Source organism: Vibrio sp. 14N.309.X.WAT.E.F5 (genome assembly GCF_030397615.1).
Taxonomy (GTDB): Bacteria; Pseudomonadota; Gammaproteobacteria; order Enterobacterales; family Vibrionaceae; genus Vibrio; species Vibrio lentus.
The window spans coordinates 226953-249684 of the sequence record NZ_JAPNXR010000002.1 but is presented as its reverse complement, the minus strand read 5'-3'; the positions used below and the strand labels follow the sequence as shown (position 1 = coordinate 249684).

Annotated in this window: 21 protein-coding genes; 17 read left to right on the top strand and 4 right to left on the bottom strand. The window is 43.2% G+C overall.

The window, feature by feature from the left end:
• Window positions 1–204 precede the first annotated feature (204 nt).
• From OW495_RS03490 to OW495_RS03470, 5 genes are all read left to right on the top strand, one after another.
• Window positions 205–1527 (top strand): GGDEF domain-containing protein, encoded by a 1323-nt coding sequence (locus tag OW495_RS03490; protein ID WP_102513730.1) that lies wholly within the window; start codon window positions 205–207, stop codon window positions 1525–1527.
• A 156-nt stretch (window positions 1528–1683) separates the two neighbouring features.
• A complete protein-coding gene (locus tag OW495_RS03485; RefSeq protein ID WP_102513729.1) occupies window positions 1684–2430 on the top strand; it encodes a phosphatase in 747 nt (248 codons plus the stop codon).
• A 166-nt stretch (window positions 2431–2596) separates the two neighbouring features.
• The gene (locus tag OW495_RS03480; protein WP_004730193.1) at window positions 2597–2992 is read left to right on the top strand and encodes a cytochrome b562; all 396 of its coding nucleotides are present in this window, start codon (window positions 2597–2599) and stop codon (window positions 2990–2992) included.
• Window positions 2993–3318: 326 nt separating this feature from the next.
• On the top strand, window positions 3319–3669 hold the full coding sequence (locus tag OW495_RS03475; RefSeq protein ID WP_017082430.1) for a hypothetical protein: 351 nt from the start codon (window positions 3319–3321) through the stop codon (window positions 3667–3669).
• Window positions 3670–3780: 111 nt separating this feature from the next.
• Window positions 3781–5316 carry a PepSY domain-containing protein gene (locus OW495_RS03470; protein ID WP_102513728.1) on the top strand — a complete coding sequence of 512 codons (1536 nt, stop codon included), beginning with the start codon at window positions 3781–3783 and terminating at the stop codon, window positions 5314–5316.
• A 113-nt stretch (window positions 5317–5429) separates the two neighbouring features.
• On the opposite strand, the gene OW495_RS03465 is transcribed toward OW495_RS03470, so the two are convergent.
• Together OW495_RS03465 and OW495_RS03460 are read right to left on the bottom strand one after the other, a co-directional pair.
• On the bottom strand, window positions 5430–5813 hold the full coding sequence (locus OW495_RS03465) for a VOC family protein (RefSeq protein ID WP_017098371.1): 384 nt from the start codon (window positions 5811–5813) through the stop codon (window positions 5430–5432).
• A complete protein-coding gene (locus tag OW495_RS03460) occupies window positions 5813–6745 on the bottom strand; it encodes a LysR family transcriptional regulator (protein WP_102513727.1) in 933 nt (310 codons plus the stop codon). The genes OW495_RS03465 and OW495_RS03460 overlap by 1 nt, the downstream gene beginning before the upstream one ends.
• A 375-nt stretch (window positions 6746–7120) precedes the next feature.
• On the opposite strand from OW495_RS03460, the gene OW495_RS03455 reads away from it, so the two are divergent.
• The 7 genes from OW495_RS03455 (at window position 7121) to OW495_RS03425 (ending at window position 14531) form a co-directional block, all read left to right on the top strand.
• The gene (locus OW495_RS03455) at window positions 7121–7714 is read left to right on the top strand and encodes a cysteine dioxygenase family protein (protein WP_102299021.1); all 594 of its coding nucleotides are present in this window, start codon (window positions 7121–7123) and stop codon (window positions 7712–7714) included.
• A gap of 185 nt (window positions 7715–7899) precedes the next feature.
• Window positions 7900–9033, top strand: coding sequence for an efflux RND transporter periplasmic adaptor subunit (locus OW495_RS03450; RefSeq protein WP_102513726.1), 1134 nt, complete (start codon window positions 7900–7902; stop codon window positions 9031–9033).
• The gene (locus tag OW495_RS03445; protein WP_102513725.1) at window positions 9026–10354 is read left to right on the top strand and encodes a TolC family protein; all 1329 of its coding nucleotides are present in this window, start codon (window positions 9026–9028) and stop codon (window positions 10352–10354) included. The genes OW495_RS03450 and OW495_RS03445 overlap by 8 nt, the downstream gene beginning before the upstream one ends.
• Entirely contained in the window at window positions 10347–11561 is a 1215-nt protein-coding gene (locus OW495_RS03440) for an ABC transporter permease (protein WP_102513724.1), read from the top strand. The genes OW495_RS03445 and OW495_RS03440 overlap by 8 nt, the downstream gene beginning before the upstream one ends.
• A 2-nt stretch (window positions 11562–11563) precedes the next feature.
• A complete protein-coding gene (locus tag OW495_RS03435) occupies window positions 11564–12847 on the top strand; it encodes an ABC transporter permease (protein WP_102299031.1) in 1284 nt (427 codons plus the stop codon).
• On the top strand, window positions 12840–13556 hold the full coding sequence (locus OW495_RS03430) for an ABC transporter ATP-binding protein (protein WP_198599793.1): 717 nt from the start codon (window positions 12840–12842) through the stop codon (window positions 13554–13556). The genes OW495_RS03435 and OW495_RS03430 overlap by 8 nt, the downstream gene beginning before the upstream one ends.
• Window positions 13557–13709: 153 nt before the next feature.
• On the top strand, window positions 13710–14531 hold the full coding sequence (locus OW495_RS03425; RefSeq protein WP_102513723.1) for a helix-turn-helix transcriptional regulator: 822 nt from the start codon (window positions 13710–13712) through the stop codon (window positions 14529–14531).
• Between the two features lie 7 nt (window positions 14532–14538).
• Here OW495_RS03425 and OW495_RS03420 read toward each other — a convergent pair whose 3' ends face one another.
• Window positions 14539–15285 (bottom strand): EAL domain-containing protein, encoded by a 747-nt coding sequence (locus tag OW495_RS03420; protein WP_231110948.1) that lies wholly within the window; start codon window positions 15283–15285, stop codon window positions 14539–14541.
• Window positions 15286–15653: 368 nt separating this feature from the next.
• Between OW495_RS03420 and OW495_RS03415 the strand changes: the two genes are divergently transcribed.
• The 5 genes from OW495_RS03415 (at window position 15654) to OW495_RS03395 (ending at window position 20983) form a co-directional block, all read left to right on the top strand.
• Window positions 15654–16847 carry a glycine C-acetyltransferase gene (locus OW495_RS03415; protein ID WP_017094962.1) on the top strand — a complete coding sequence of 398 codons (1194 nt, stop codon included), beginning with the start codon at window positions 15654–15656 and terminating at the stop codon, window positions 16845–16847.
• A gap of 109 nt (window positions 16848–16956) precedes the next feature.
• Complete coding sequence (gene tdh / locus OW495_RS03410) at window positions 16957–17988, top strand: L-threonine 3-dehydrogenase (RefSeq protein ID WP_004730216.1); 1032 nt, start codon at window positions 16957–16959, stop codon at window positions 17986–17988.
• Between the two features lie 362 nt (window positions 17989–18350).
• On the top strand, window positions 18351–18788 hold the full coding sequence (locus OW495_RS03405) for a BspA family leucine-rich repeat surface protein (RefSeq protein ID WP_102513722.1): 438 nt from the start codon (window positions 18351–18353) through the stop codon (window positions 18786–18788).
• 26 nt (window positions 18789–18814) lie between these two features.
• Window positions 18815–19930 carry a BspA family leucine-rich repeat surface protein gene (locus OW495_RS03400; protein WP_289884997.1) on the top strand — a complete coding sequence of 372 codons (1116 nt, stop codon included), beginning with the start codon at window positions 18815–18817 and terminating at the stop codon, window positions 19928–19930.
• A 192-nt stretch (window positions 19931–20122) separates the two neighbouring features.
• Window positions 20123–20983 carry a transporter gene (locus OW495_RS03395; RefSeq protein ID WP_102513720.1) on the top strand — a complete coding sequence of 287 codons (861 nt, stop codon included), beginning with the start codon at window positions 20123–20125 and terminating at the stop codon, window positions 20981–20983.
• Between the two features lie 74 nt (window positions 20984–21057).
• On the opposite strand, the gene OW495_RS03390 is transcribed toward OW495_RS03395, so the two are convergent.
• Entirely contained in the window at window positions 21058–22281 is a 1224-nt protein-coding gene (locus OW495_RS03390) for a DUF819 family protein (RefSeq protein WP_102513719.1), read from the bottom strand.
• Between the last annotated feature and the right edge of the window lie 451 nt (window positions 22282–22732).

The window sequence follows — 22732 nt, the reverse complement described above, 5'->3', positions numbered from 1 at the left end:
TTTGTGGTTGGTAGGGTTGCTCCGAGATGCTGGACAGGCTTGATGTGGGCAATACATATCTAGTGTTATTAATATTCCTGATTAGAAAAACAAGCATTCCGAGTGTTTTATCAATTAAACATTATTATGTTAATATTATCAGTTATTTTTGCACATCTATAAAACATCTAGGTGCTGTATGTGTTGAGCCTAGAAGGAACAGTAATGGCGTTAGAAGCCTATATTCTCAATGTAGGAATATACTCAATTTTCCCATTGTATTTTGCTACGTTAAAAAACCGTGTGCGTACAGCTGCATTTTATAACTATCTTAGTATCGTGCTTTTAGTGGGAGGGCTTGCTGGTGCCGTTTATTCCTTTCCTTTATCCGAAGCTTTAAGTATTTCAGGCGGAAATATTGCTTATGGTGCCTTCATGATGAGCACCATAATGCTCATTATTATTGAGCGAGACTTTAGCACTTTTAAACACATGTTTCGGTTAGTAGTGGTTGTGGATTTAATTGCCTTTGTTGGCTTTAACTTTATGGCTTGGTTGCTGGAATCGGAATATGTGTTGAACCCTTTTGCTATCCCTTTCAGTATCTTTGACGTGTCGTTGAAAGTTCTTGTTCTTGGAGGGGTTTTGATTCTCCTCGAAATATTGTTATTGATGTTTATTTTTACACAGGTGAGTAAGTTCCTTTCCAACCTACCAGCGTTGGCATTCATCTATACGCTAGCATTTGTTTTTATCCTTTGTTTGGATGGAGCACTGTTTCCTCTTTTAGCTTTTGGCCTAAGCCCACAGATCGTTCCTATCATATTCGGAAATATAATGGGTAAGTTGCTGATTGCGGCCTGCTATAGCGTCCCAATGCTGATCTTTTACTTTTTGTTTAGGGGGGATTTTGCCAAGTTTGTTAGTTCGCCATTATCCATAAAGGATTTGACTAAAGCTCCTAGAAAAGAGTTGCTGGCAACATTGTATCAATATGAGTTGCGTGATGAGCAGTTGCAGAGAGAAAAACAAGATCTCACAAAGATTGCACTTTTTGATGAGCTGACCTCACTCCCCAATAGACGTAAATTTAACCAAACGTTTGAGTCTGAATGGGCTAGATGTGAACGCGAAGGGCAAAGTTTAACCTTAGTGATCGGCGATATTGATTTTTTCAAGCAATATAATGATGCATATGGCCACCATCAAGGAGATGTTTGCCTTAAACAAGTCGCAAAGTTATGGAAGCAAATTTTTAATCGTCCGTCAGACCTTGCTGCTCGCATCGGAGGCGAGGAGTTTGCCATTATATTGCCAAGCACATCTATAGAGCAAAGCAGAGCTCGCCTTAATTCATTCTTAACGGTTTTGCACAGTCAACCGATTCCTCACCGTTCCTCACCCATTGCTTCTCATGTAACGATGAGCCTAGGGGTAGCGGAATGCGTTCCGACGAAAAGCACATCGCCAAATGATCTGTTTATGCTTGCTGATAAGCGCCTATACAAAGCAAAGAATAGCGGGAGAAATCAGGTTATTGTCGATTGATTTAATTTTAACAATACTGAATGATGAACAGTATATAATTTCAAATCACTCAGCATCACATTAAGCAGGTGTCTGTTGGGCATTTTTGAAGAAGCTGTATTAGACCAACCCAACTTGAAATTGATTGACTAGACCACACGGTTAAGGCCTTGATTTATGGAACTAAAAGTAGATACCCACACCCACACATACGCAAGTGGTCATGCTTACAGCACGTTGATCGAGAATGCAAAATCGGCAAAACAAAATGGTTTAGCTATGTTTTGTACGACCGACCATTCCGAGTCTATGCCGGGCGCGCCACACTATTGGTTTTTCAGTAACCAGCGTGTGCTTCCTCGTTTTATTGAAGATGTCGCGATTATTCGAGGTGTCGAGTCAAACATCATGAACATACAGGGTGAAATCGACATTCATCCGAGTGTGGATAAGAACTTGGATTGGGTGATCGCGAGTTTTCATGAGCCAGTATTTCGCCCATCGGATGTTGCTACCCATACAGAAGCACTTCTGAATGTGATTAAAGGCGGCCGAATTGATGCACTTGGTCATTTAGGAAACCCAAATTTTGATTTCGATTTTGAAGCTGTGATTCAATGTGCGGCGGAACATAACGTTGCGATCGAAATTAATAACACCACGCTTAAAGGCAATAGCCGCGTTGGCAGTGTTGATCGTTGTTACGAGATCGCAAGAATTGCTAAAGCGAAAGGTGCGTTTATTACGACAGGTAGCGATGCGCATTTCTGCGTAGATGTGGGCGGGTTGGATCTCGTGTCTTCACTACTTGATGAAGTTGGCGTGGATTCGAGCAAGGTTATTACCCATTCACCACAGCAATTCTTAGCCTTTTTGGCATTGCGTGGTCGTCAATCGATTGCCGAGTTTTCGGTATTTGAGTGATGGTTTGCCCGGTACTTGTCAGTAATTAGCTAGCCAGTTTGCATTTCGACACAATCAATTTTTGTACCCGACGGATTTTTGTATACACTAGCCGAAAATAATAAAGTCGAAGTGCCACAATAACGATGGTGCTATCTTCAAAGACATCGCTTCACCTGGAGAAACAATGAAAACTCGCTCAATCCTTTTATCTGGCTTAATCGCTGCATCGCTATTGTCTGGCAACGCTTTTGCTAATGTTGACCTTAAGAAAAACATGCAAGAAATGAAGCTTGCGTTCAAACAAGCAGCAGAAGCTCAAAACATTGAAGAGATGCAAAAGCCTATCGTACGTATCGACACGCTAGTTGCTGAGCTCAAAACGGGTGTTTACCCAATTGAGAAAGAAGAACACTTCATGGAAGGTTTCAAAAAGATCAGTGCATCGATTGATAGCATTGAGAAGAAGCTAGACCAAGGTGAATTTGAATCTGCACAGCAAGAGCTTCGTACTATCGATGGCCTTCGTGAAGAGTATCACGAGAAACGTAATCCAAGCATTTGGAGCAAGATCTTCGGTTAATTTGCTAATTAATTGAGTTTGCTAGATACGTAACAAAGAGCAAAGCCTCAAGATTCGATTTCTAAAACGCTGTCTTACATTACTCTCATTAGAGGAAGATGTAAGGCGGCGTTTTTTTATTGTCTTTTTTCTGAACAGTTTACTGCTATTTTCTAGAAATTTTACTGCTAATAGATGCGTAACATTCTTTTGCCTCTTTCGTTGTAACCAGTTTTTAACTAAAAAGAGTGTGCGTTAGCTTCAATTTTTTAACCTGATGTTAATCTTTACGTTTACCTATATAACAAGTGCCTCATAATAAGGGAAATTTATAAAGATTAGGAATAATGCGCCGAACTTCGTTCAATTTCTCCATGTTACTTGCTACAGCATTAAGCTGGGTGCTAGTGACATTAATGCCTGTTATCAATGCTCATGGTAATAGTGCGGGAGTATGGGCGTCGTTATGTACGGTCAACGGCTTTGAACTGGTTCAAATTGAGGAAGGCGAGCCCAATACTCACAAAGGAAAGCCGTGTCCCTTTAGCCATTTTTCTACGTTTCACCAAGACGAACTTCCAACTACACTACTGACAACTCGACTGAGTTCTATTGTCTCAGACAGCTACGCTTTTTTGGCTCTAAGCGAACGCTATACGAGACAAGCCCCGCGCGGCCCTCCCTTTGATATTGCTTAAACCTAACCCACTAAAATAATTAAAAAATAAAGTATTAAGTAAAGTTAAACATGCTCAGATTACTTTCTGATTTTTCAGAAGGTACGTTTGCGTGTGTCAAAGGAAATAATAATGTTGAGAAATGAATCTCAAACCCCTGCGAAAGCACAAGCGACTTCGCAGTCTACAAGCAGTGCAACAACTGGTTCGGAAACCAATATAAAAAGAAAAGACCGCAATAAAACTCTCTACTTCCTCACTTGGCGCTGGCACTTCTATGCTGGGCTATTCGTTATCCCGTTTATGCTAATGCTGAGCATTACAGGCTTGGTGATGCTGTTTGATGATGAAATCGAACTCGCTTTCCATCACGATGCGATTGAGATTGTTGCATCGGGTGAACCGATCAAGGTGTCGAAACAGTTAGTTGCCGTACAAAATCAATATCCACAAGGTTCGGTGACACAATTTGTACCGAGTAAAGCGCCTGATCTGGCCAACCGCTTTTCGGTAGCACTTGAAGACGGAACGTCTGTTTTCGCTACGGTGAATCAATACACTGGTGAAGTGGTAGGAGAAATCCCGCGCAGCGACAGCCTTTATCAGCTCGCGAATGATATTCACGGAACATTACTGATTGGCGATTGGGGTGATTACCTGATTGAGGTTGCAATCAGCTTGTCGATCCTTCTGTTAGTGAGTGGAATCTACTTATGGCTTCCTCGAGATAGCGCGAGTCGCGCTGGTTTTCTTAAGCTTAGATTTGCTTCTGGAACACGTGTATTAATGCGTGATTTGCATGCGAACATCGGTGGGACACTGTCATTCACTCTTCTGTTGTTTATTCTCTCGGGATTATCATGGACAGGTTTTTGGGGCGGTAAGCTAGTGCAAGCATGGAGTACTTTTCCTGCTCAAATGTGGGACGACATTCCCCTTTCTAACGAAACGCATGCTTCGTTAAATCACGGTTCTGAAGAGGAAATGCCTTGGAACCTAGAGCAAACGCCATTGCCTTTATCTCAAGATAAGCCAGCCGAACACGTACATCACGCAGAAGAGGCGACTGAACCTCATGATCACTCCAAGATGGGTGAGGATCATTCTCAGCATGTGTTATCTGCGAGTAATTTCTCGATTGATGATGTGATAGCAAAAGCTCAATCTCTTGGTTTTACGCAATATAAAGTCAATTTCCCGCGCTCAGAAACGGGCGTTTACACCGTGGCTGCGAATACCATGGGCGGTGACATTATCGATCCAACCCAAGATCGCACGACTCACCTAGACCAATATTCAGGGCGCATCCTAGGAGAGGTGACGTGGCAAGATTACAATTTATTCGCCAAAACCTTAGCCGTCGGTATTTCTCTGCACCAAGGTGACATCAGCATCATTAATAAGCTTCTAAATGCGTTGTTCTGTTTGGCATTCATTGTGGTGTCAGTGACTGGTGGAGTAATGTGGTGGATGCGCAGACCTTCAGGCCAAAGAAAGTTGGGAGCACCACCGAAATTTGGTGATGCAGGCTTATGGAAAGTGGGTTTAGTGACGGTGGTTATTATTTCGATATTGTTTCCACTCGCGGGTGCAACGATTGTGACTGCAATGCTATTGGATTGGTTACTGTTTTCACGTGTTGAGAAATTCAAGACCGCGTTGGGTTAAGTGATATGCAAACGGACTTTCTCTATTTGAGAAGGTCCGTTTTATTCATCAGATGGGCGATTCCTTGGTGAGGAAGACTTTAGACCTGATAAGGATCTAGGTTGGATAAAGCTTTAGATCTGATAAAGCTCTAGCGGCAGGCCGTCTGGGTCTGCGAAAAACGTAAATGATTTCCCCGTAAACTCATCAACTCGAATTGGTTCGACTTCAATGCCTTGTTCTTCCAAATAGCTTTTGGCATGTTGAACGTCATCAACACAAAAAGCCAAATGTCTCAGCCCTTGAGCTTCCGGAAAGCTTGGTCTTTCAGGTGCGTCAGGGAAACTGAATAATTCTATTTGAGCGCCATTAGGCAGAGCTAAGTCAAGCTTGTACGACTGGCGCGCTTCACGATAATTCTCAGCAATCACTTCAAGCTTTAAAACTTGTGTATAAAAGCGTTTAGAGACTTCGTAGTCTGAGCAAATAATGGCGGCGTGGTGTATTCCTTTCAGCATCAGTTTATTTCTCCTGCCAGCTTGTCACCCAAGTGTTCCATCGCATAATCAATGAACACACGCAATCGGGCAGGCATGTATTTGGTTTGAGCAAACTGCATCGCGATAGCGCCATGGTAATTACTCTTAATGGTCCAATCTTCCAGTACTTGCACTACAGAGCCTTCAGCCAATGCATCTTGAATTACGAAGTCATGGAAAATACCTACGCCAAGCCCTTCTTTAACGCCTTTCAATCGCATCTGAGAGTGGTTCACAGCGTAACGTCCGCTGACGGGTACTGTGTAAAACTCATCATCTTTAAGGAAGTCCCAAATGTGGTCTTTGTCTGTTTCTGCAAGGTATAAGCAGTCGTGCTCAGAAAGCTCAGTAGGGTGGTGAGGGATTCCCTTGGCATCTAAATAGCCAGGGCTTGCACAAAGTACAAGGTTCGTCTTGCCTAGCTCTTTTAAAACCAAACTTTCATCGGGCTTGTCGGTAAGGCGAAACGCAATATCGATGCCTTGACGCAATATGTCGATGTCGCCATCAGCGGCTCTTAGCTTGAGTTGAATCTCTGGGTACTGATTTAAGAATGGAACAACGAAAGGCTGCAATACCGAGTTCAAGAAGGCTTCTGGCGCCGCTACTGTTATAGAGCCTGCAGGTTCAGTATGGTCAGAGGTAGACAGTTCAACGGCCTGTTGCGCCGCATTAATCATGACCACGCTTTGGTCGTATACCAACTGGCCTGCTTGCGTGATGATCAATGTACGAGTGGTACGTTCAAACAGCTTTACTGAGAGTGCTTTTTCTAAACGTGTGATCAATTTACTCAACGCTGAAGGTGTAACGCCTAGCTGCTTTGCTGCGGCGGTAAAGCTACCCTCATTCACAACTAAGATAAACGAGGCGAGATCGGGAAGTAGGGCGATGAGTTTTGGGTTAATCATAAGTATCCAGTTAGACTAATTTCAACAGTGACCATAACCTTGATTGTGATTGATCTCTTCTGATTTGTGAATCAATTTCATTAATTGATACGCACAATAGTAACCGTGATGGAAGCCGTTCTTTTTGTTGTTCCTATTTCAAATTACCCAGCTATTCAGATCTCAAGTCAATATGGCGATTCCGTTGCTTCAAATTGGTTGTTAGATGCTTTTGTTATATGAATGTAAATACTTGTAGTTACTTGTTAAATTTAATTTAAACGGTGTTAGTATCTTCCCAACTTGTGCTGAATTGAATCAGCTATATTTCATCGTTCGAAGAGAGCTTTTAACTTCGAGTTCGGAAGAGCAAAAACATAGTCAGAGGTAAGTATTTTGCAACGTACTGATATCACCCCAACGCAATCTCCCGCGTTAGCCGCGTTAATTAATAACGATTATGAGCTTAATTTCCAAGAGTTTATGGACCAAATACAACTGGCGAATAAACCTATGTCTCTGGCTTCCATTCGGTTCATATTGGATAACATCGATCTGAGTAAAGAAGAGATCAAGTCGTTGGCGAGTTTTGATAAAGAAACATACTGCCGACAAAGACTTTTCAAGAATGACCACTGCGAAGTTTTAATTTTGAGTTGGCTAAATGGGCAAAGAAGTAAAATACACGATCATTTGAATACGTCTTGTGGCGTAAAAGTTTTACACGGGCAAGCAACCGAAACCCTGTTTGAAACGGCGGCTAATGGCCATATTTTTGCTTCTCAGTCGACTCATTTCCAAGAGGGCAGTGTGACCGTCAGTAAAGATAATGATATCCATCAGATATCGAATCTACAGGCTGGAGATGAACCGCTCATTACGTTACATGTGTATTCGCCCCCTTTAAGCCAGTTTCACCTCTATCAGTTAGAGAGTGGGAAGTCCGAGCTGCTCGACATACAACAAGAGTGCTGGGCCTACGAGATTTAAAATGCGTTAAACGGAGACAACTTTCTACTTAAATGGTCATGATAAGGCTAAAAGGAGGCGTAGAAAGTCTGTCGTTTAATTTTGCTTTAACGCTATGCATTATAAAATTTTATACTATTTATGAACTTCGCATATCCACGGTAGTCATAGGGCTCACAAATATAAAATAATGAGCTGGATAAATTATGACTAAACGTGGGTTAGTGTCTGTGGCATGTGCCACGCTGCTAGGTGGAGGTGTGTATTTCTATTTTCAAACTTCAACGCCTCCTGAAGCCTTTCCAACCCTAACGGTCTCCACGGGGACGATCGAAAAGCAAGCGGTTGCGGTGGGGTATATCGTTCCCGCTCACTCTGTGTCTATCAAATCTCAAATCGACGGGATCGTTGGTGAAATCTATGCCGGTGTTGGTGAGTACGTAACGCAAGGTCAGCCGCTTATTAAGGTTCGCCCTAACCCTACTCCGAAAGCGTTGACCGATGCCTCGACCGAATTGATGCGAAGTGAGGCGAATATTGAGTCAGCAAAACAACAACTCGCTAATCTGCAGAGTTTGGTCGAACAAGAAATCATTCCTAAGAACTACGACGAATATGTGACTGCACGTTCCAATGTGAAATCAGCACAGGCTGACGTTATGCAAAAACGTCAGAACCTCGAATTGATTCAAAGCGGGGAGTCGACAATTGGTAACTCTCGCCTCACCTCTACCATTTATGCTCCGATAGACGGTACGGTGTTGAATCGAAAAGTCGAGGTAGGAGAACCGATTATTTCTACTGAATCGAGTCAAGCGGCAACAGAAATGATGTCATTGGCCGATATGAACAGCCTGATTTTTAAGGGCAGTGTTAGTGAGCATGATGCCGCACAACTTACTCCGGGGATGCCAGTAACGCTGACCGTTGCACCTTATCCAAGTATCGAAATAGAAGGGGTACTGACTAAGATTGCGATTCAGTCTGAAAGTCTTAACTCGACAGCTGATAGTAGTTCGGGCAAAAGTTTTGATAACGGTTTTGAAGTCGAAGTTGGCGAGCTCAAAATACCTCAAGACGTCCGGTTACGTTCAGGGTTCTCATCATCTGCTCAGATAATTCTAGTCAAATCAGAAAATGTACTCACTCTACCAGAGCGCGCACTGCAATTTGAAGGCGACAGCCCTAACGTATTAATTCCAGACAGCTCAGAACAAGGCTTCCACAAACAAGCGGTAAAACTGGGCCTATCCGATGGTATCAATGTTGAAGTCATCGAAGGTGTGGAGTTAGACGAAGCCGTCATCGATAACAGTATGATGGGGGCAGCACATGGTTAAGCCAGCGCTGTTTAGTTGTTCACAGCGATTAGACAAACCTCTGTTACCTCGTAAATCGCCCCTGTTGAGTATAGGCAGCTTGCTATTAGCAACTGTGCTTAGTTGCCCTTCATATGCCATTTCTATTGAACAAGCATGGCAGCAAGCCAAACAGACGGATCCTGATTACGAGAAAGCCCGAATTGGTGTTCAACTCGGTGAGAGTTCGGTGGATTTAAGTCGCAGCTCTTTATTACCCGCTTTAAGCGCGAGCGCTTCAGCAGACTGGAGCGAAGACCGCAGTAGTTCAAATCGGTATGGTGCAGAGCTGTCTCAGGTTATCTGGGACAGTAGCCTGTGGTCTGAATTAGATAAAGCACAATCAGATTATCTGAAATCCCAGTTGGAATTGGCTCAAGCACATAATGATTTGGCGGCTAAGTTACTTCTGGTTTATCTCGATATAGGCAGCGCCCAAGGTAACTTACAGCTAACTAACAGTAAGTTAGAGGAAGGCAGCAAGCTGCTAAAAATCTTCGAAAAACGCTATCTAGCAGGCAAAGTGAAATCGATTGATGTGGAAGAGATGCGTGCTAATCAGTTGTCTGACAAAGCCAATATTCTGCGAGCAAAGGCAGAGTTAGAAAGTAAAAAGTCAGAGCTGGAAGCGCTGATAAACCAAGCCCCTGATTCGGTAGATCAAATTCGTACTGAGAACTTGGTTGAGCCTCCTATGCTGGTGGCTTCTCAGCAGCAGTGGCTTGAGTTAGCGAGAAATAATAGCCCTGAATTACTGGTTGCCATAAAAGGCGTTGAAGCGCGCAAGCTAGACAAAAAGTCCGCCCAAGGAGGTTATTATCCAACAGTTAAAGGGCAAGTGGGCTATAACGACAATGACCGGTTGGACAACGGTGAGTTTAACGCGGGTTTAACTCTTAGTGTTCCTATTGATTTAAATGGTTCAACACGCGCCAAAGTGGATCAAACTTCGCTTAACTTGTTGACGGCTAAACAGGACTTACGAAAGGTTGAAATAGACATCAAGAAGCGAATTGATCAGAACTTTACTCAAGTGAAACTCAACTGGGAACGAGTGTTAATGGCGCATGATGTTGTAGCGTCTCGCGCAGAGGTGTTGAGTAGCAAAGAAAAGTTATACGACGCGGGTTTCCTAGAAGCCTCAGATGTTATCAATGCACATAACAGCTTATTTGATTCAAGGTTCCTTCTACAGACCAACTTATATGATTATTGGCGTCAGAGAATAGGCCTGCTTCAGACAACCGGTAAATTAGATGATGAAGCGATGGCGCTAATCTCTCAGGCGCTGCACCATGGTTAATCTTTTCCTTCAGACTTGGCAAACGTTATTGGCGCATCGGATGAAAAGTGCCTTGGCTATTATCGCAATTTTATGGGGCGTGCTGTCTGTTGTTGTTTTAATGGCGTTAGGAGAAGGCTTCTATCGTTATCAAACGAAGTCTTTCTCATTTTTGGTCAATGACACTCAGGTTGTGTTTCCCTCTAGTACGAGTAAACCTTGGCAGGGCATGCCTTCAAGGCGAGAAATAAACCTTGAACAAGATAAAATTGAGCTGATCCAGCAGGCTGGTTTTGTTAAAGAGGCGTCTGCTGTTTACCTTAAAAGGGATACCAGCGTGACGAACACTCAAGGGCATAATATTGGCAGTATGGTGAGTGGTGTTGCTCCCTCTTATTTTCCTATCTCACAAAATAAGTTGCAGCCTGGTTCACGAAGTATTTCGGTGACGGATATGGAAAACCACACACGGGTGGTTGTATTGGGTGATCGAATTGCTCAAATGGGCGGAGTCGGCATTGGCGATCATATTAAGATCAACGGTATTCCATTCTACGTAATAGGTGTGATGGTCGATAATGAAGGAGGGATCTCTTTCGGTGAGAGTCGACGAGTTTTTGTGCCCCAAACTACTTATCTTGATCTCTGGAAAGATAAGCCATGGCAACTGTTATTAAAGCCTGTAGAAGCCATGGATTCCGCATCGTTTAGACGTAACATTGTTAATTTTTTTGCTAAACAGATGCACTTTGACCCTACGGATAAAGATGCGGTCTATCTGCCCGACTTTAGTGAGGGTGGAGACGTCATTACCGGTATCTTTCGTGGTATTCAAATATTCCTGACGGCCAGTGGCGCTATGACTATGGCGGTTGGCGCTTTGGGTGTGGCTAATATCATGTTTCTCTCTGTTACGGAAAGAACTCGAGAAATTGGCGTTCGGCTGGCGATTGGTGCAACACAGGGTTCCATCATGTCTCAGTTTATTATTGAGGGGCTTATCTTAGTTACCTTAGGATCCATCGTGGGATTAATGGCGTCCTTTGGTACGGTTTATTTGCTTGGCTCGATGGCGTTACCAGAATGGATTGGATCACCTGTTATCACGTTAAGCTCGATTGGAATGGCGTTAACGGTGACACTGATTCTTGCGTTCTTAGCCTCTTACTTTCCTGCAAAGCGGGCGTCTCGTCTAACTCCTGTTGACGCACTCAGTGCGAGGGCTTAATCATGCTATTACCGATGAGACAAATCTTTCAGGAAATGTCTGCAGAAAAGCTACGACTTGGGCTCACGATTCTGGCTGTTGCGTGGGCAACCTTGTGTATTTCAGCGATGCTATCGGTGGGAGAAGGCATTAGGCAAGGCGTGCTTAAAACGGCACAAAATGGCAATGGTAATTTGATTTATCTATCAGGGGGGATGGCTACGGTTGATTATGGATCTTTTCATCAGGGCAAGCCGCTGACTCTAACAGTAGAAGATACGAAAGTTGTAGAGGCTCTGCCTAACATCAAAGCTGCTGTGCCGACAGCTGTGTGGGATGAATCACTTACTGTTGGGGAGCGAGGGTCTTGGAAAAAAGCGTTAGCGGTAACGACTGAATTTCAGTCGGTGACGAATCTCAAGACGCGTCCAGGAGGGCGTTGGTTTAACCCTCTAGACCAAAAGCAACAACGCAAAGTCATCGTGTTGGGTTACCTTTTAGCGGCCGATTTGTTTAACCCTAATGAAAGCTTTAGCTGGTTTGCTACTGTCAAATTAGAGGTCAATCCCGTGGGGAAAACAGTAAAAATTGGCAGCCAAGAGTTTACGGTTATTGGTGTACTAGAGAAAAACAGTGCCAAGGTTGAACAGGGAGATAGCATCAATTATTCGAGCTTTGTTCCTTTCTCTACATGGCAGCGTTTTAATATCAACGGTGACATCAGTGGTATCAACGTTCAACCTCATGATGGTGTCGACAGAGTCAAACTTGCAGATACGATTCGTCAGGTTATTGCGCGCAAACATGGTGCCAGTGTCAGTGATGAGCAGGTCGTTCAGGTTGAGGATATGTTTCTCAAACAAAAAACGATGCAACAATTCTTAGTTGGTCTTCAGGGGTTCCTTGGTGTGATTGGTTTTATCACTTTGGCAGTGGCGGGCATAGGTATTGCTAACGTGATGTATGCAACGGTGAAACGATCCACACGAGATATTGGCGTGAGAATGGCGGTCGGTGCTACTCCAGGGATGATTCGCATGCATTATCTGGTTCAGTCATTGATGACTATGATGATGGGCGGTTTATTGGGCTTAGTAATCACTTATACACTGATTGCTGTAATTCGCTCGTTAGAGCTTGAAGGCAACATGTTTTATGAGCGTCTTGGTAAACCTGTGCCTGAGCTTTCATGGTTGGTTGTCACCATTGTTGTTTTGACGTTGGTGGTTATTGGTGTCGCTGCGGCTTGGCTTCCGGCTAATCGTGCGGCGAAAGTGACTCCGATGGAGGCACTACAAAGTGAATGATGAAATCAAAGACAGCGGAGAGACCATGTCTAACAAATTCTTAGTGGAACTCTCAAATATCGGTAAACACTACTCAAACGGTGATACTGAAATACGTGCATTAGACGGTGTCGATCTCTCGATTGAGAAGGGAGAGTTTTTGTCTATTTTAGGCCCGTCAGGATCCGGTAAATCAACGCTGATGAATATGCTGGGTTGCCTTGATAAGCCGACGGAAGGGGAGTATCAGCTAGATGGAAAAAATGTTGCTGCGTTGAGTGCCAATGATCTTGCTGGTATTCGGAATCAAAAAATTGGTTTTGTATTCCAGAGTTTTAATTTGCTTGAGTATGCATCTGCATTGGACAATGTTGCTCTGCCTCTCGTGTACTCAGGGATCAAAGCCAAAGAGCGTCGTAAGCGTGCGGCGGCATTACTTGAACAAGTAGGGTTGGGCGATCGACTTGACCATAAACCGAATCAGCTGTCTGGTGGTCAGAAACAGCGTGTCGCTATTGCTAGAGCTTTGGTTAATGATCCTCAGATTATATTAGCTGATGAGCCAACAGGGGCTCTGGATTCCAAGTCTGGCGCTGAGATAGAGGCTTTGTTTAATCAGCTTCATGCTGAGGGTCGAACATTGATTATCGTGACGCACGATAACTCGCTGGCTGAACGAACTAAGCGCATAGTGACGATCAAGGACGGTAAAGTATTGTCTGATCGCTAAGGGTTACATTGCTCAACCTAGAACCTAGAGCCTAGCAGCTTTCGCTTAGAGCCACTTCCTCACGAAGTGGCTTTTTTCTTAAGTGTTTAACACTGATCTTGTACGGACGATATTGAGTGAACTACACTGATAAAAAAGCTAGGTAAGTAACAGATGAATAAAGAAAATTTCCCTATAGAGTTAAAGCGACTTCGTGAATCAAGCTCTATTTCACAGGAAGAATTTGCAGAGTTGCTTTCCAACTCTCATAGAGCGTTTTTTGGTGTCAATCAGGTGATGGTCAGCCAGTGGGAAAGGGCAAAGACGTTGCCGAGTTTTGTTCGTCGTCTTGGTATCGCGAGTTTCTTTCAGGTCGATTACGATTTTTCCGTTGAAGAAATGGTACAGGTGAAAGCGGCAACCAAGAACGTGGAACGCCCATTCAGTATTGATATTGGTTATGACTATGAGGTGACGAGTGTTGAGTCATATAACATGGCAGCACTTCCAGCGAAAAGGCTTAAGTCGATTCAAGGAATGCATCTAAAAACTTATGGCAAAGATTTTATCGAGGTTTCTCAGCATCTGGGTGTGAAAAAAGAAGATATGCATGTGCTTTGTTTTCTTTTCGAGGGGGTCATTATTGGTCATGTGGTGTATGACGGCTTAAGTAAGATGCTTTGCAGTGTTGGCGCGGTTAGCATTGTGATTCGTCGTAAGATCTTCGATTACATGGCGGATAATTTGTCTGATACTGAGTTTCGCTTTCCGACCCTTGACCCTGCTATGTGCCAGTTCCTGTATGACCTGTATTTAGAACCTTATATGAGTAAGCTCGGCATGCCGTTTTTCAAGGCAGATATCAAGAAAGTGGTGAAAAATCCTTTTTCTCAAAACATCCAAAATAAACACGATATCTATTTTAAGTACATCCGTTACCACGACCTTAAGCAGAAGAAGAAAAGTGTCGAGTTTGTTTTAAGCACTAGTCTGTAAAAGTGCTCTACATGACCAACCTTAGATCGGTTAAAGGCAGAGGTTTCGAGTACAAGAAGCCTTGATAGCGATCAAACCCTAGCTGGTGGATCAGTTGACGTGTATCTGTGTCTTCAACGCCTTCTGCCACGGTTTCAATGCCAGACTCTTTGCAGTATGCCAAAGTACGCTTAACTAAATCGGAGCTTGCTGGCTCAATACTATTCACAATCGATTTATCGAACTTCACTTCATCGACATTAAGGCTAATCACCTTATTCATGTCTGAATAACCGATACCAAAATCGTCGATAGAGATTCTGACGCCCAGAGACTTAAAGCGCTTTATCTGCTCACAAAGCTGCTCATCTAACTGATCATTTTCACTTAGCTCAAAGGTAAGCTGTTCTGCTTTGAAAGATGCATTCCAAAGTAATTCACGAACCTTTTCGACATTATCAGGGTTTGCTAGCACTTTCTTGCTGATGTTTACCGCCAAGCTTAGATGAACGGAAAGCGATTTGACCTCCGTTAGAGATTGCTCAAGCACACTAAAAAAGATTTCTTCTTCATAACCCAATGCAAACGCGCGATCAATAAACACGCCCGGAGAGAAAATCCCTTCTTCTGGAATATCTAAACGAAACAGCGCTTCAACCCCAGTCACTTTCTCGACACTAGGCTGCACCTTTGGCTGATAAAAGCAGGTGTACCAGTCGTTTTCGAAGGCTTCTTGAATGGTGTGATCGGATAGGGTCATGTGCTTGTTTCTCATCTTGTCTCATTTGTATAGCGGCGTAACGGTCGCACATTCTGAGAGAAGCGGATAATCATCACTATATCGTTCTGAGATGAAAAATTGATATTCGATATGAAAGCGAAATTAGACACGAACGGAAGGGGATTTGACGTTAAAAAGAGCAGGTAAGACGCGTTTATGTGCCCTGTGTCACTGGGATGAACTATTATTCATGCCTGTGATTCATTAATGTTTTTCCAACTAAAGGGATAATCGAGAAGGGGATGTTCAACTAGAATAGGGGTATAAGTTTTACAGTGTAAATGATCGAATTGAAATCGTTTACATCCCCTACATAATGCGGCGCGCGATGCTGCTGAATAATAATTAGGAAGGAATAGACAATGTCTTCTGCATTTTACCAACAGATTCAAACTCAAATCGAAGAAGTTAAAGAAGAAGGTCTTTACAAGTCTGAGCGCATTATCACTTCTGCTCAAAAAGCAGCGGTTTCTATCTCGACTGGTGAAGAAGTACTAAACTTCTGTGCAAACAACTACTTAGGCCTTGCAAACCACCCTGACCTTATCGAAGCTGCTAAAGACGGTATGGATCAACACGGTTTTGGTATGGCTTCTGTTCGTTTCATCTGTGGTACTCAAGACTCTCACAAAGAACTAGAGCAAAAGCTATCTACGTTCCTTGGTAAAGAAGACACTATCCTTTACACATCTTGTTTTGATGCAAACGCTGGCCTATTCGAAACAATCCTAGGCAAAGAAGACGCAATCATTTCTGATGCTCTAAACCACGCATCTATCATTGATGGTGTTCGTCTATGTAAAGCAATGCGCTTCCGTTACTCGAACAACAACATGGAAGAGCTAGAGCAACAACTTATCGCAGCTAAAGAAGCGGGCGCTCGTCACACGCTTATCGTAACTGACGGTGTGTTCTCAATGGACGGCGTAGTCGCTAACCTTCCTGCTATCTGTGACCTTGCTGACAAGTACGGCGCACTAGTGATGGTTGATGACTCTCACGCAGTTGGCTTCATGGGCGAAAACGGCGCAGGTACTCACGAGTTCCACAACGTTGTTGACCGTATCGACATCATCACAGGTACGCTTGGTAAAGCAATGGGTGGCGCTTCAGGCGGTTACACTTCTGGTAAGAAAGAAGTGATCGACTGGTTACGTCAGCGTTCTCGTCCATACCTATTTTCTAACTCTGTTGCACCAGCAATCGTATCTGCGTCTATTCGCGTTCTAGATCTTCTAGCGGAATCTGGCGACCTACGTACTCAACTATGGGAAAACTCTGCCCACTTCCGTACTCGCATGGAAGCAGCTGGTTTCACTATGGGCGGAGCTGATCACGCAATCATCCCAATCATGCTGGGTGATGCAAAAGTAGCAGCTGAATTCGCAGAGCGCGCACTAGAGAAAGGCATCTACGTTGTAGGCTTCTCTTTCCCTGTAGTACCAAAAGGCCAAGCTCGTATCCGTACGCAAATGTCTGCTGCACACTCTCGTGAGCAACTAGACCGTGCAATTGATGCGTTCATCCAAGTTGGTAAAGACATGGCTATTATCTAATTTTAAAGGGGTGCCTTATGCATCCTTTAATTAGATAGAACAACACCCAATAGAACAATAGATTTTTGATTCTCGCCTTACAGTTAGGCGAGATGAACTGGATAACATTATGAAAATTAAAGCACTTTCTAAGCTTAAGCCTGAAGAAGGCATCTGGATGACCGAGGTTGAAAAACCTGAAATGGGTCATAATGATCTTCTTATTCGTATTAAGAAAACCGCAATTTGTGGTACTGACGTACATATCTACAACTGGGATGAATGGTCACAAAACACAATTCCAGTACCTATGGTAGTAGGTCACGAATACGTAGGTGAAGTTGTTGGCATCGGCCAAGAAGTTCGTGGTTTTGAAATCGGCGACCGTGTATCTGGCGAAGGTCACATCACATGTGGTCACTGTCGTAACTGTCGTGGCGGCCGTACTCACCTTTGTCGTAACACAACAGGTGTTGGTGTTAACCGCACAGGTGCGTTCTCTGAGTTCCTTGTGATCCCTGCGTTCAACGCATTTAAGATCCCTGCAGAAATCTCTGACGATCTAGCATCAATCTTTGACCCGTTTGGTAATGCAGTACACACAGCGCTTTCTTTCGACCTAGTAGGCGAAGACGTGCTAATTACTGGTGCTGGTCCAATCGGTATCATGGCTGCTGCTGTTGCTAAGCACGTTGGTGCTCGTCACGTTGTAATCACTGACGTAAATGAATACCGCCTAGACCTTGCTCGTCAAATGGGTGTAACTCGCGCAGTAAACGTAATGGAAGAGAAGCTTGAAGACGTAATGGCTGATCTTGGCATGACTGAGGGCTTCGATGTAGGTCTAGAAATGTCTGGTAACCCATCTGCGTTCAACAGCATGCTGACTAACATGAACCACGGCGGTAAGATCTCTCTACTAGGTATTCCACCATCAGACATGGCAGTAGACTGGAACCAAGTAATCTTTAAAGGCTTGGTTATCAAAGGTATCTACGGTCGTGAGATGTTCGAAACTTGGTACAAGATGGCTTCACTAATCCAGTCTGGCCTAGATCTAACACCAATCATTACTCACCACTACAAAGTGGACGACTTCCAGAAAGGCTTCGACATGATGCGCTCTGGTATGTCTGGTAAAGTAATTCTTGATTGGGAATAATTTTGAGTTAGGAAGCTAACTTAGAAAAGCTTAATAGAAAGGCGACAGTTATTACTGTCGCCTTTTTTGTTTTTAAATGAGTAGATAAAACGTTATTTAAGGCTAAAAAAAAGAGCTGAATGCTTAAGGCAGAGTGCGAAGTGGTGAACGAGGGTAAACATGTGCTAGATGATTAACTAATTATTGTGGCACTCCGACACAAAGGATTATTTATAACGCGTTCTGTCATTAATAATGTTATTTATTGGGATGGTGAATGCAATTTCACTTTTTTAGTGAAATTGCAGACCCAAATAGTGAAATAGATAGGTGTGCTTTCTGTATGATTCCTAACTAATTTTAATTAAATCATGGTTTTAACTATGAAGTTACGTTCAATTATTTCCACCTGCGCGCTATTAAGTTGTAGTCAAGCTTTAGCTAATGAGCCTAAAACAGTCACCTGCGAGTCAAACAAACCGGGAACAGTAATGGTTCAAGAAGATGAGTTGTTTGTGGTCGTCAATGACGCACTCATTCGCAATTCAGACTACTGGCAAAACTTTCTGGATGGCAACATTCAGCTCTGCACCACTCACGTAACAGACATGAGTGACCTGTTTTCTAAAGACCAATACTTTAATCAGGACATCAGCCGCTGGGATACCTCCCGTGTTACCAATATGGATCGCATGTTCTCCGGCGCTAAGCGCTTTGACCAAGATTTGACCTACTGGGACGTCAAGCGCGTCTCACGCCATATCGACTTCGCAAAAGACAGTGGTCTTTCTAAAGATAGTCTGCCAATTTTTACGCAATAACGTCTATTCAACCCTAGGAAAATACAATGAAAAGAACCATAACGTCACTTGTTTTGGGCGCAGCTGCGCTTGCTAGCCAAACCGCTTACGCTGCTGATATTTCAGTGAAATGCCCTGACCAGCCAGTCAACTCCGTAGTGCTTGAAAATGGTAAAGTATATGTAGTGGTTGATAATACACTCATCAAAGACGAGACGTTGCTGGATAACCTAGATCAAGGCCATATTCGCTTTTGTACTACACAAGTGACTAATATGAGAAACGTATTTGGTAAACGCGAGTCGTTTAATGCAGACATCAGTGATTGGGATACATCAAAAGTGACGGATATGGGCTTCTTGTTTTTCGAAGCATATTCTTTTAACCAAGATATAGGTTACTGGGATACATCAAAAGTGACGGACATGACCTACATGTTTGCGGACGCAAAAACATTTAACCAAGATATAGGCCATTGGGATACATCGAATGTGACGTTAATGATTAACATGTTTTACGACGCAGATGCCTTTAACCAAGATATAGGTTATTGGGATACGTCAAATTTGACGGATATGAGTGGCATGTTTACTGATACAGAAGCCTTTAACCAAGATATAGGTCATTGGGATACATCAAATTTGACGGGTATGAGCCACATGTTTAAAGGAGCTGTTGCATTCAATCAGGATATAGGTCATTGGGATACATCGAAGTTGACAGATATGTATCAAATGTTTACTGACGCAAGTGCATTTAACCAAGATATAAGTCATTGGAATACATCGAATGTGACAAATATGTATCGAATGTTTTATGGTGCAAGTGCATTTAACCAAGATATAGGTCATTGGGATACATCAAATTTGACGGGTATGAGCCAAATGTTTAAAGGAGCTGTTGCATTCAACCAAGATATAGGTCATTGGGATACAGCGAATGTGACGGAAATGAGCCACATGTTTTATGGCGCAAGTGCATTCAACCAAGATATAGGTCGTTGGGATACATCGAATGTGACAGGTATGAACTACATGTTTGCTGGCACAAGTGCATTTAACCAAGACTTAACTAACTGGAACGTGAGTAAGGTAGCTCATCATAAATACTTTGCGGTTAATAGTGCATTGAGTGAAGAACAACTACCATATTTTGTAGACTGATTCTCTCATCGGTTGAGTTAAACAAAGATAGGTGTTGATTAATTCAATACTGAAAATGCCCCAAGGAAATTTGGGCATTTTTTGTTTTCTGGGAATCGATTAATTCTTGATGTCGCTGAATGGCTATTTTGAATACCGGCAATCTTTAAAATACGCGCAATACACCGCGTTTAATTTTTAAAGAGGGCTTCAATGGCTTGTAAACCATTTGCACTGATAATAACTGGAATATTATTAACGCCGAATTTTGTGACCGCTGATACCACTATCTCGAAAGGTAATAGCGACCAAGCAGCAGAACAGGCAGCAAAGGAACTTGCAAACCCAAACACAGCTTACGCTAGCCTTAATTTAAAACTTCAGTATTCAGGTGGTTACGATAGTGGAGGGGATGCTTTCGCGACTGTATTACAGCCGACATTGCCGTTTCCAATGGATAATGGCGACAAAGTCATCTTCCGCCCGGCTATCTCTTATGTTCAGAATGATTTCAATATGGACACGCCGACAAGTTCCCAACATATGGCTCAATCAGGCGTTACTGACATCTCATTTGATTTAGCTTATGCGCCTAAAATGGAAGGTGGGACTATTGTTGCTTTCGGTCTCTTTGCTTCTTTGCCAACGGGGAGTAATGATTTAACGGCTGATCAATTTGCTGTTGGGCCTGAGTTTATGTTCGGGAAGGCGAGTAGTGAGCGAGTTGTAGGTATGTTCCCAAATCACTTGTATGGTGTTTCTGGAGACGGAGCCGACCATTCTGATACTCGAATCAACAAGACATCGACACAAGTTTTTTGGGTAGAGATTTTAGGTGGAGGTTGGACGGTAGGTTCTGCACCGACATTCTCATATGACTGGAATAAGGATCAGGCAGAAGTTCCACTAAATATAAGTGTCACTAAAACAACGGTGTTGAATGGACGTCCTTGGAAGTTCGGCATTGAAGCGAACTATTATATTGAGAAAGATGAAAAGACACGTCCGGATTTTATGTTGAGCTTTAATATCAGTCCTGTAGTGGAAAATAAGCTGGCGTCTTTGTTTGATTAATCTAAGAGTAGAAATGAAAAAGGCTGAACGATCTATCGTTCAGCCTTTTGTGTTACTGCATTGAAGCGCTTCTATCAACCCGCAGCAGCCTGCATGATGAGGCCACAGATGTAGGCACCGTATGTACCTAGAGCGTAGCCCAATACAGCCATTAGGATACCAACTGGCGCTAATGCTGGGTGGAACGCTGCAGCTACGATAGGAGCCGATGCTGCGCCGCCGACGTTAGCTTGGCTACCGACAGCCATGAAGAACAGTGGTGCACGGATAAGCTTCGCCATCACAATCATTAGAATGGCATGGATAGTTAGCCATGTGATACCAATGAAGAAGTAGCCTGGATTGTCTAAGATAGCTGTCACGTCCATTTGCATACCGATGGTTGCAACTAGGATGTAGATGAACGCTGAACCTACTTTAGACGCGCCGCTATGCTCAAGGCTGCGTGTTGATTTGAAGCATGAAGCGATGAGCGCGAACGTTGTCACCATTACGATTAACCAGAAGAAGCCTGATGTAAGGCTGTATTTCGCTAGTTCTGGAGCGTTGGTCGAGATCCAAGGTGCGATTAGGTCACTGAATAAGTGAGCTAGGCCGGTAAGACCGAACGCAATTCCCGTGATCTTCATGAGATCTGTTGTGGTTGTTGGGCGAGCGTTCTCTTCTTGGTATTTAGAAACCGTCTCTTTTAGCTCTTCAATAGATGAAGTATCTGCTTTTAACCATGCATCAATCTTCTTCTGACGGCCTGCCATGATAAGCAATACAGCCATCCAAATGTTCGCACAGATAACATCAACCGTAATCATTGCAGAGAATAATTGGTCATCAACCTCGAACACTTCTTTCATTGCTGCTTGGTTTGCACCACCGCCAATCCAAGAACCTGCCACAGTTGTAAGGCCACGCCATACATCGCCAGATACAAGATCAGGATTAACTTGGTCGATGATTAGAATCGCTAAAGGCCCGCCAATGATAATGCCAACAGTACCAGTTAGGAACATGATGACGGCTTTAGAACCAAGGCCAAATATTTTATGAAGGTCTGCTGAGATGATCAGAAGAACGAGTGCACTCGGTAATAGGTAGCGACTTGCAACGAAGTATAGCTTTGAGTTTGACGCATCGATGATGCCGAAGCTGTTCAGCAATGAGGGAACAAAGTAACAGAGCAATAGACCCGGAACGAACGAGTAGAATTTTTTCAGTGCGCTATTTTGGCTACTTTCCGTGATAAAAACACCGCCAAGAATAACAGCTAACATGCCCATTATTACAGCATCATTAGTAATCATTATTATTATCTCCTTTAAGGTGAGCGCAACCGCCTCACTTTTTGAAGTGCAGGACTATACCGACAACTGGCATACGTTACAAATTGTAACGATAGACATACTTTGAAACGTTTGTGTTAATTTTTACGGTTTGAATTTGTGAATGTGGAGCATTAGTTATTGGTATTGTGAATGTTTCAATGGCAGCTTGTGAGGCGAGTTTAGATATATGCAATGTAATTCAAGCCTTAGAGAGTGGTCGCTATAAATCGACTCGATGTTCGAATGGTTAGATGGAGTGCATATATAGCCATTTTTATAGTGTGGTTTATGCAAGGGTGGAATGTTTCAATAATGTAAAAAATGAATTCATTTTTGCTATGTGAGTAGAAATTAAAAATTATAGGTAGATCACATAAATGTTGTGGATTACCGATTCCAGCATCGGTTCTTCGTACAGATAGGGCACTTT

Bases quoted from the DNA above. Each gene is read 5' to 3' on its own strand.
- OW495_RS03480 (WP_004730193.1), top strand. From the start codon at position 2,597: ATGAAAACTCGCTCAATCCTTTTATCTGGCTTAATCGCTGCATCGCTA.
- tdh (WP_004730216.1), top strand. From the start codon at position 16,957: ATGAAAATTAAAGCACTTTCTAAGCTTAAGCCTGAAGAAGGCATCTGG.
- OW495_RS03465 (WP_017098371.1), bottom strand. From the start codon at position 5,813: ATGCTGAAAGGAATACACCACGCCGCCATTATTTGCTCAGACTACGAA.
- OW495_RS03435 (WP_102299031.1), top strand. From the start codon at position 11,564: ATGCTATTACCGATGAGACAAATCTTTCAGGAAATGTCTGCAGAAAAG.
- OW495_RS03490 (WP_102513730.1), top strand. From the start codon at position 205: ATGGCGTTAGAAGCCTATATTCTCAATGTAGGAATATACTCAATTTTC.
- OW495_RS03450 (WP_102513726.1), top strand. From the start codon at position 7,900: ATGACTAAACGTGGGTTAGTGTCTGTGGCATGTGCCACGCTGCTAGGT.
- OW495_RS03470 (WP_102513728.1), top strand. From the start codon at position 3,781: ATGTTGAGAAATGAATCTCAAACCCCTGCGAAAGCACAAGCGACTTCG.
- OW495_RS03425 (WP_102513723.1), top strand. From the start codon at position 13,710: ATGAATAAAGAAAATTTCCCTATAGAGTTAAAGCGACTTCGTGAATCA.
- OW495_RS03400 (WP_289884997.1), top strand. From the start codon at position 18,815: ATGAAAAGAACCATAACGTCACTTGTTTTGGGCGCAGCTGCGCTTGCT.
- OW495_RS03440 (WP_102513724.1), top strand. From the start codon at position 10,347: ATGGTTAATCTTTTCCTTCAGACTTGGCAAACGTTATTGGCGCATCGG.
- OW495_RS03445 (WP_102513725.1), top strand. From the start codon at position 9,026: ATGGTTAAGCCAGCGCTGTTTAGTTGTTCACAGCGATTAGACAAACCT.
- OW495_RS03485 (WP_102513729.1), top strand. From the start codon at position 1,684: ATGGAACTAAAAGTAGATACCCACACCCACACATACGCAAGTGGTCAT.
- OW495_RS03405 (WP_102513722.1), top strand. From the start codon at position 18,351: ATGAAGTTACGTTCAATTATTTCCACCTGCGCGCTATTAAGTTGTAGT.
- OW495_RS03420 (WP_231110948.1), bottom strand. From the start codon at position 15,285: ATGAGAAACAAGCACATGACCCTATCCGATCACACCATTCAAGAAGCC.
- OW495_RS03475 (WP_017082430.1), top strand. From the start codon at position 3,319: ATGCGCCGAACTTCGTTCAATTTCTCCATGTTACTTGCTACAGCATTA.
- OW495_RS03415 (WP_017094962.1), top strand. From the start codon at position 15,654: ATGTCTTCTGCATTTTACCAACAGATTCAAACTCAAATCGAAGAAGTT.
- OW495_RS03390 (WP_102513719.1), bottom strand. From the start codon at position 22,281: ATGATTACTAATGATGCTGTAATAATGGGCATGTTAGCTGTTATTCTT.
- OW495_RS03460 (WP_102513727.1), bottom strand. From the start codon at position 6,745: ATGATTAACCCAAAACTCATCGCCCTACTTCCCGATCTCGCCTCGTTT.
- OW495_RS03395 (WP_102513720.1), top strand. From the start codon at position 20,123: ATGGCTTGTAAACCATTTGCACTGATAATAACTGGAATATTATTAACG.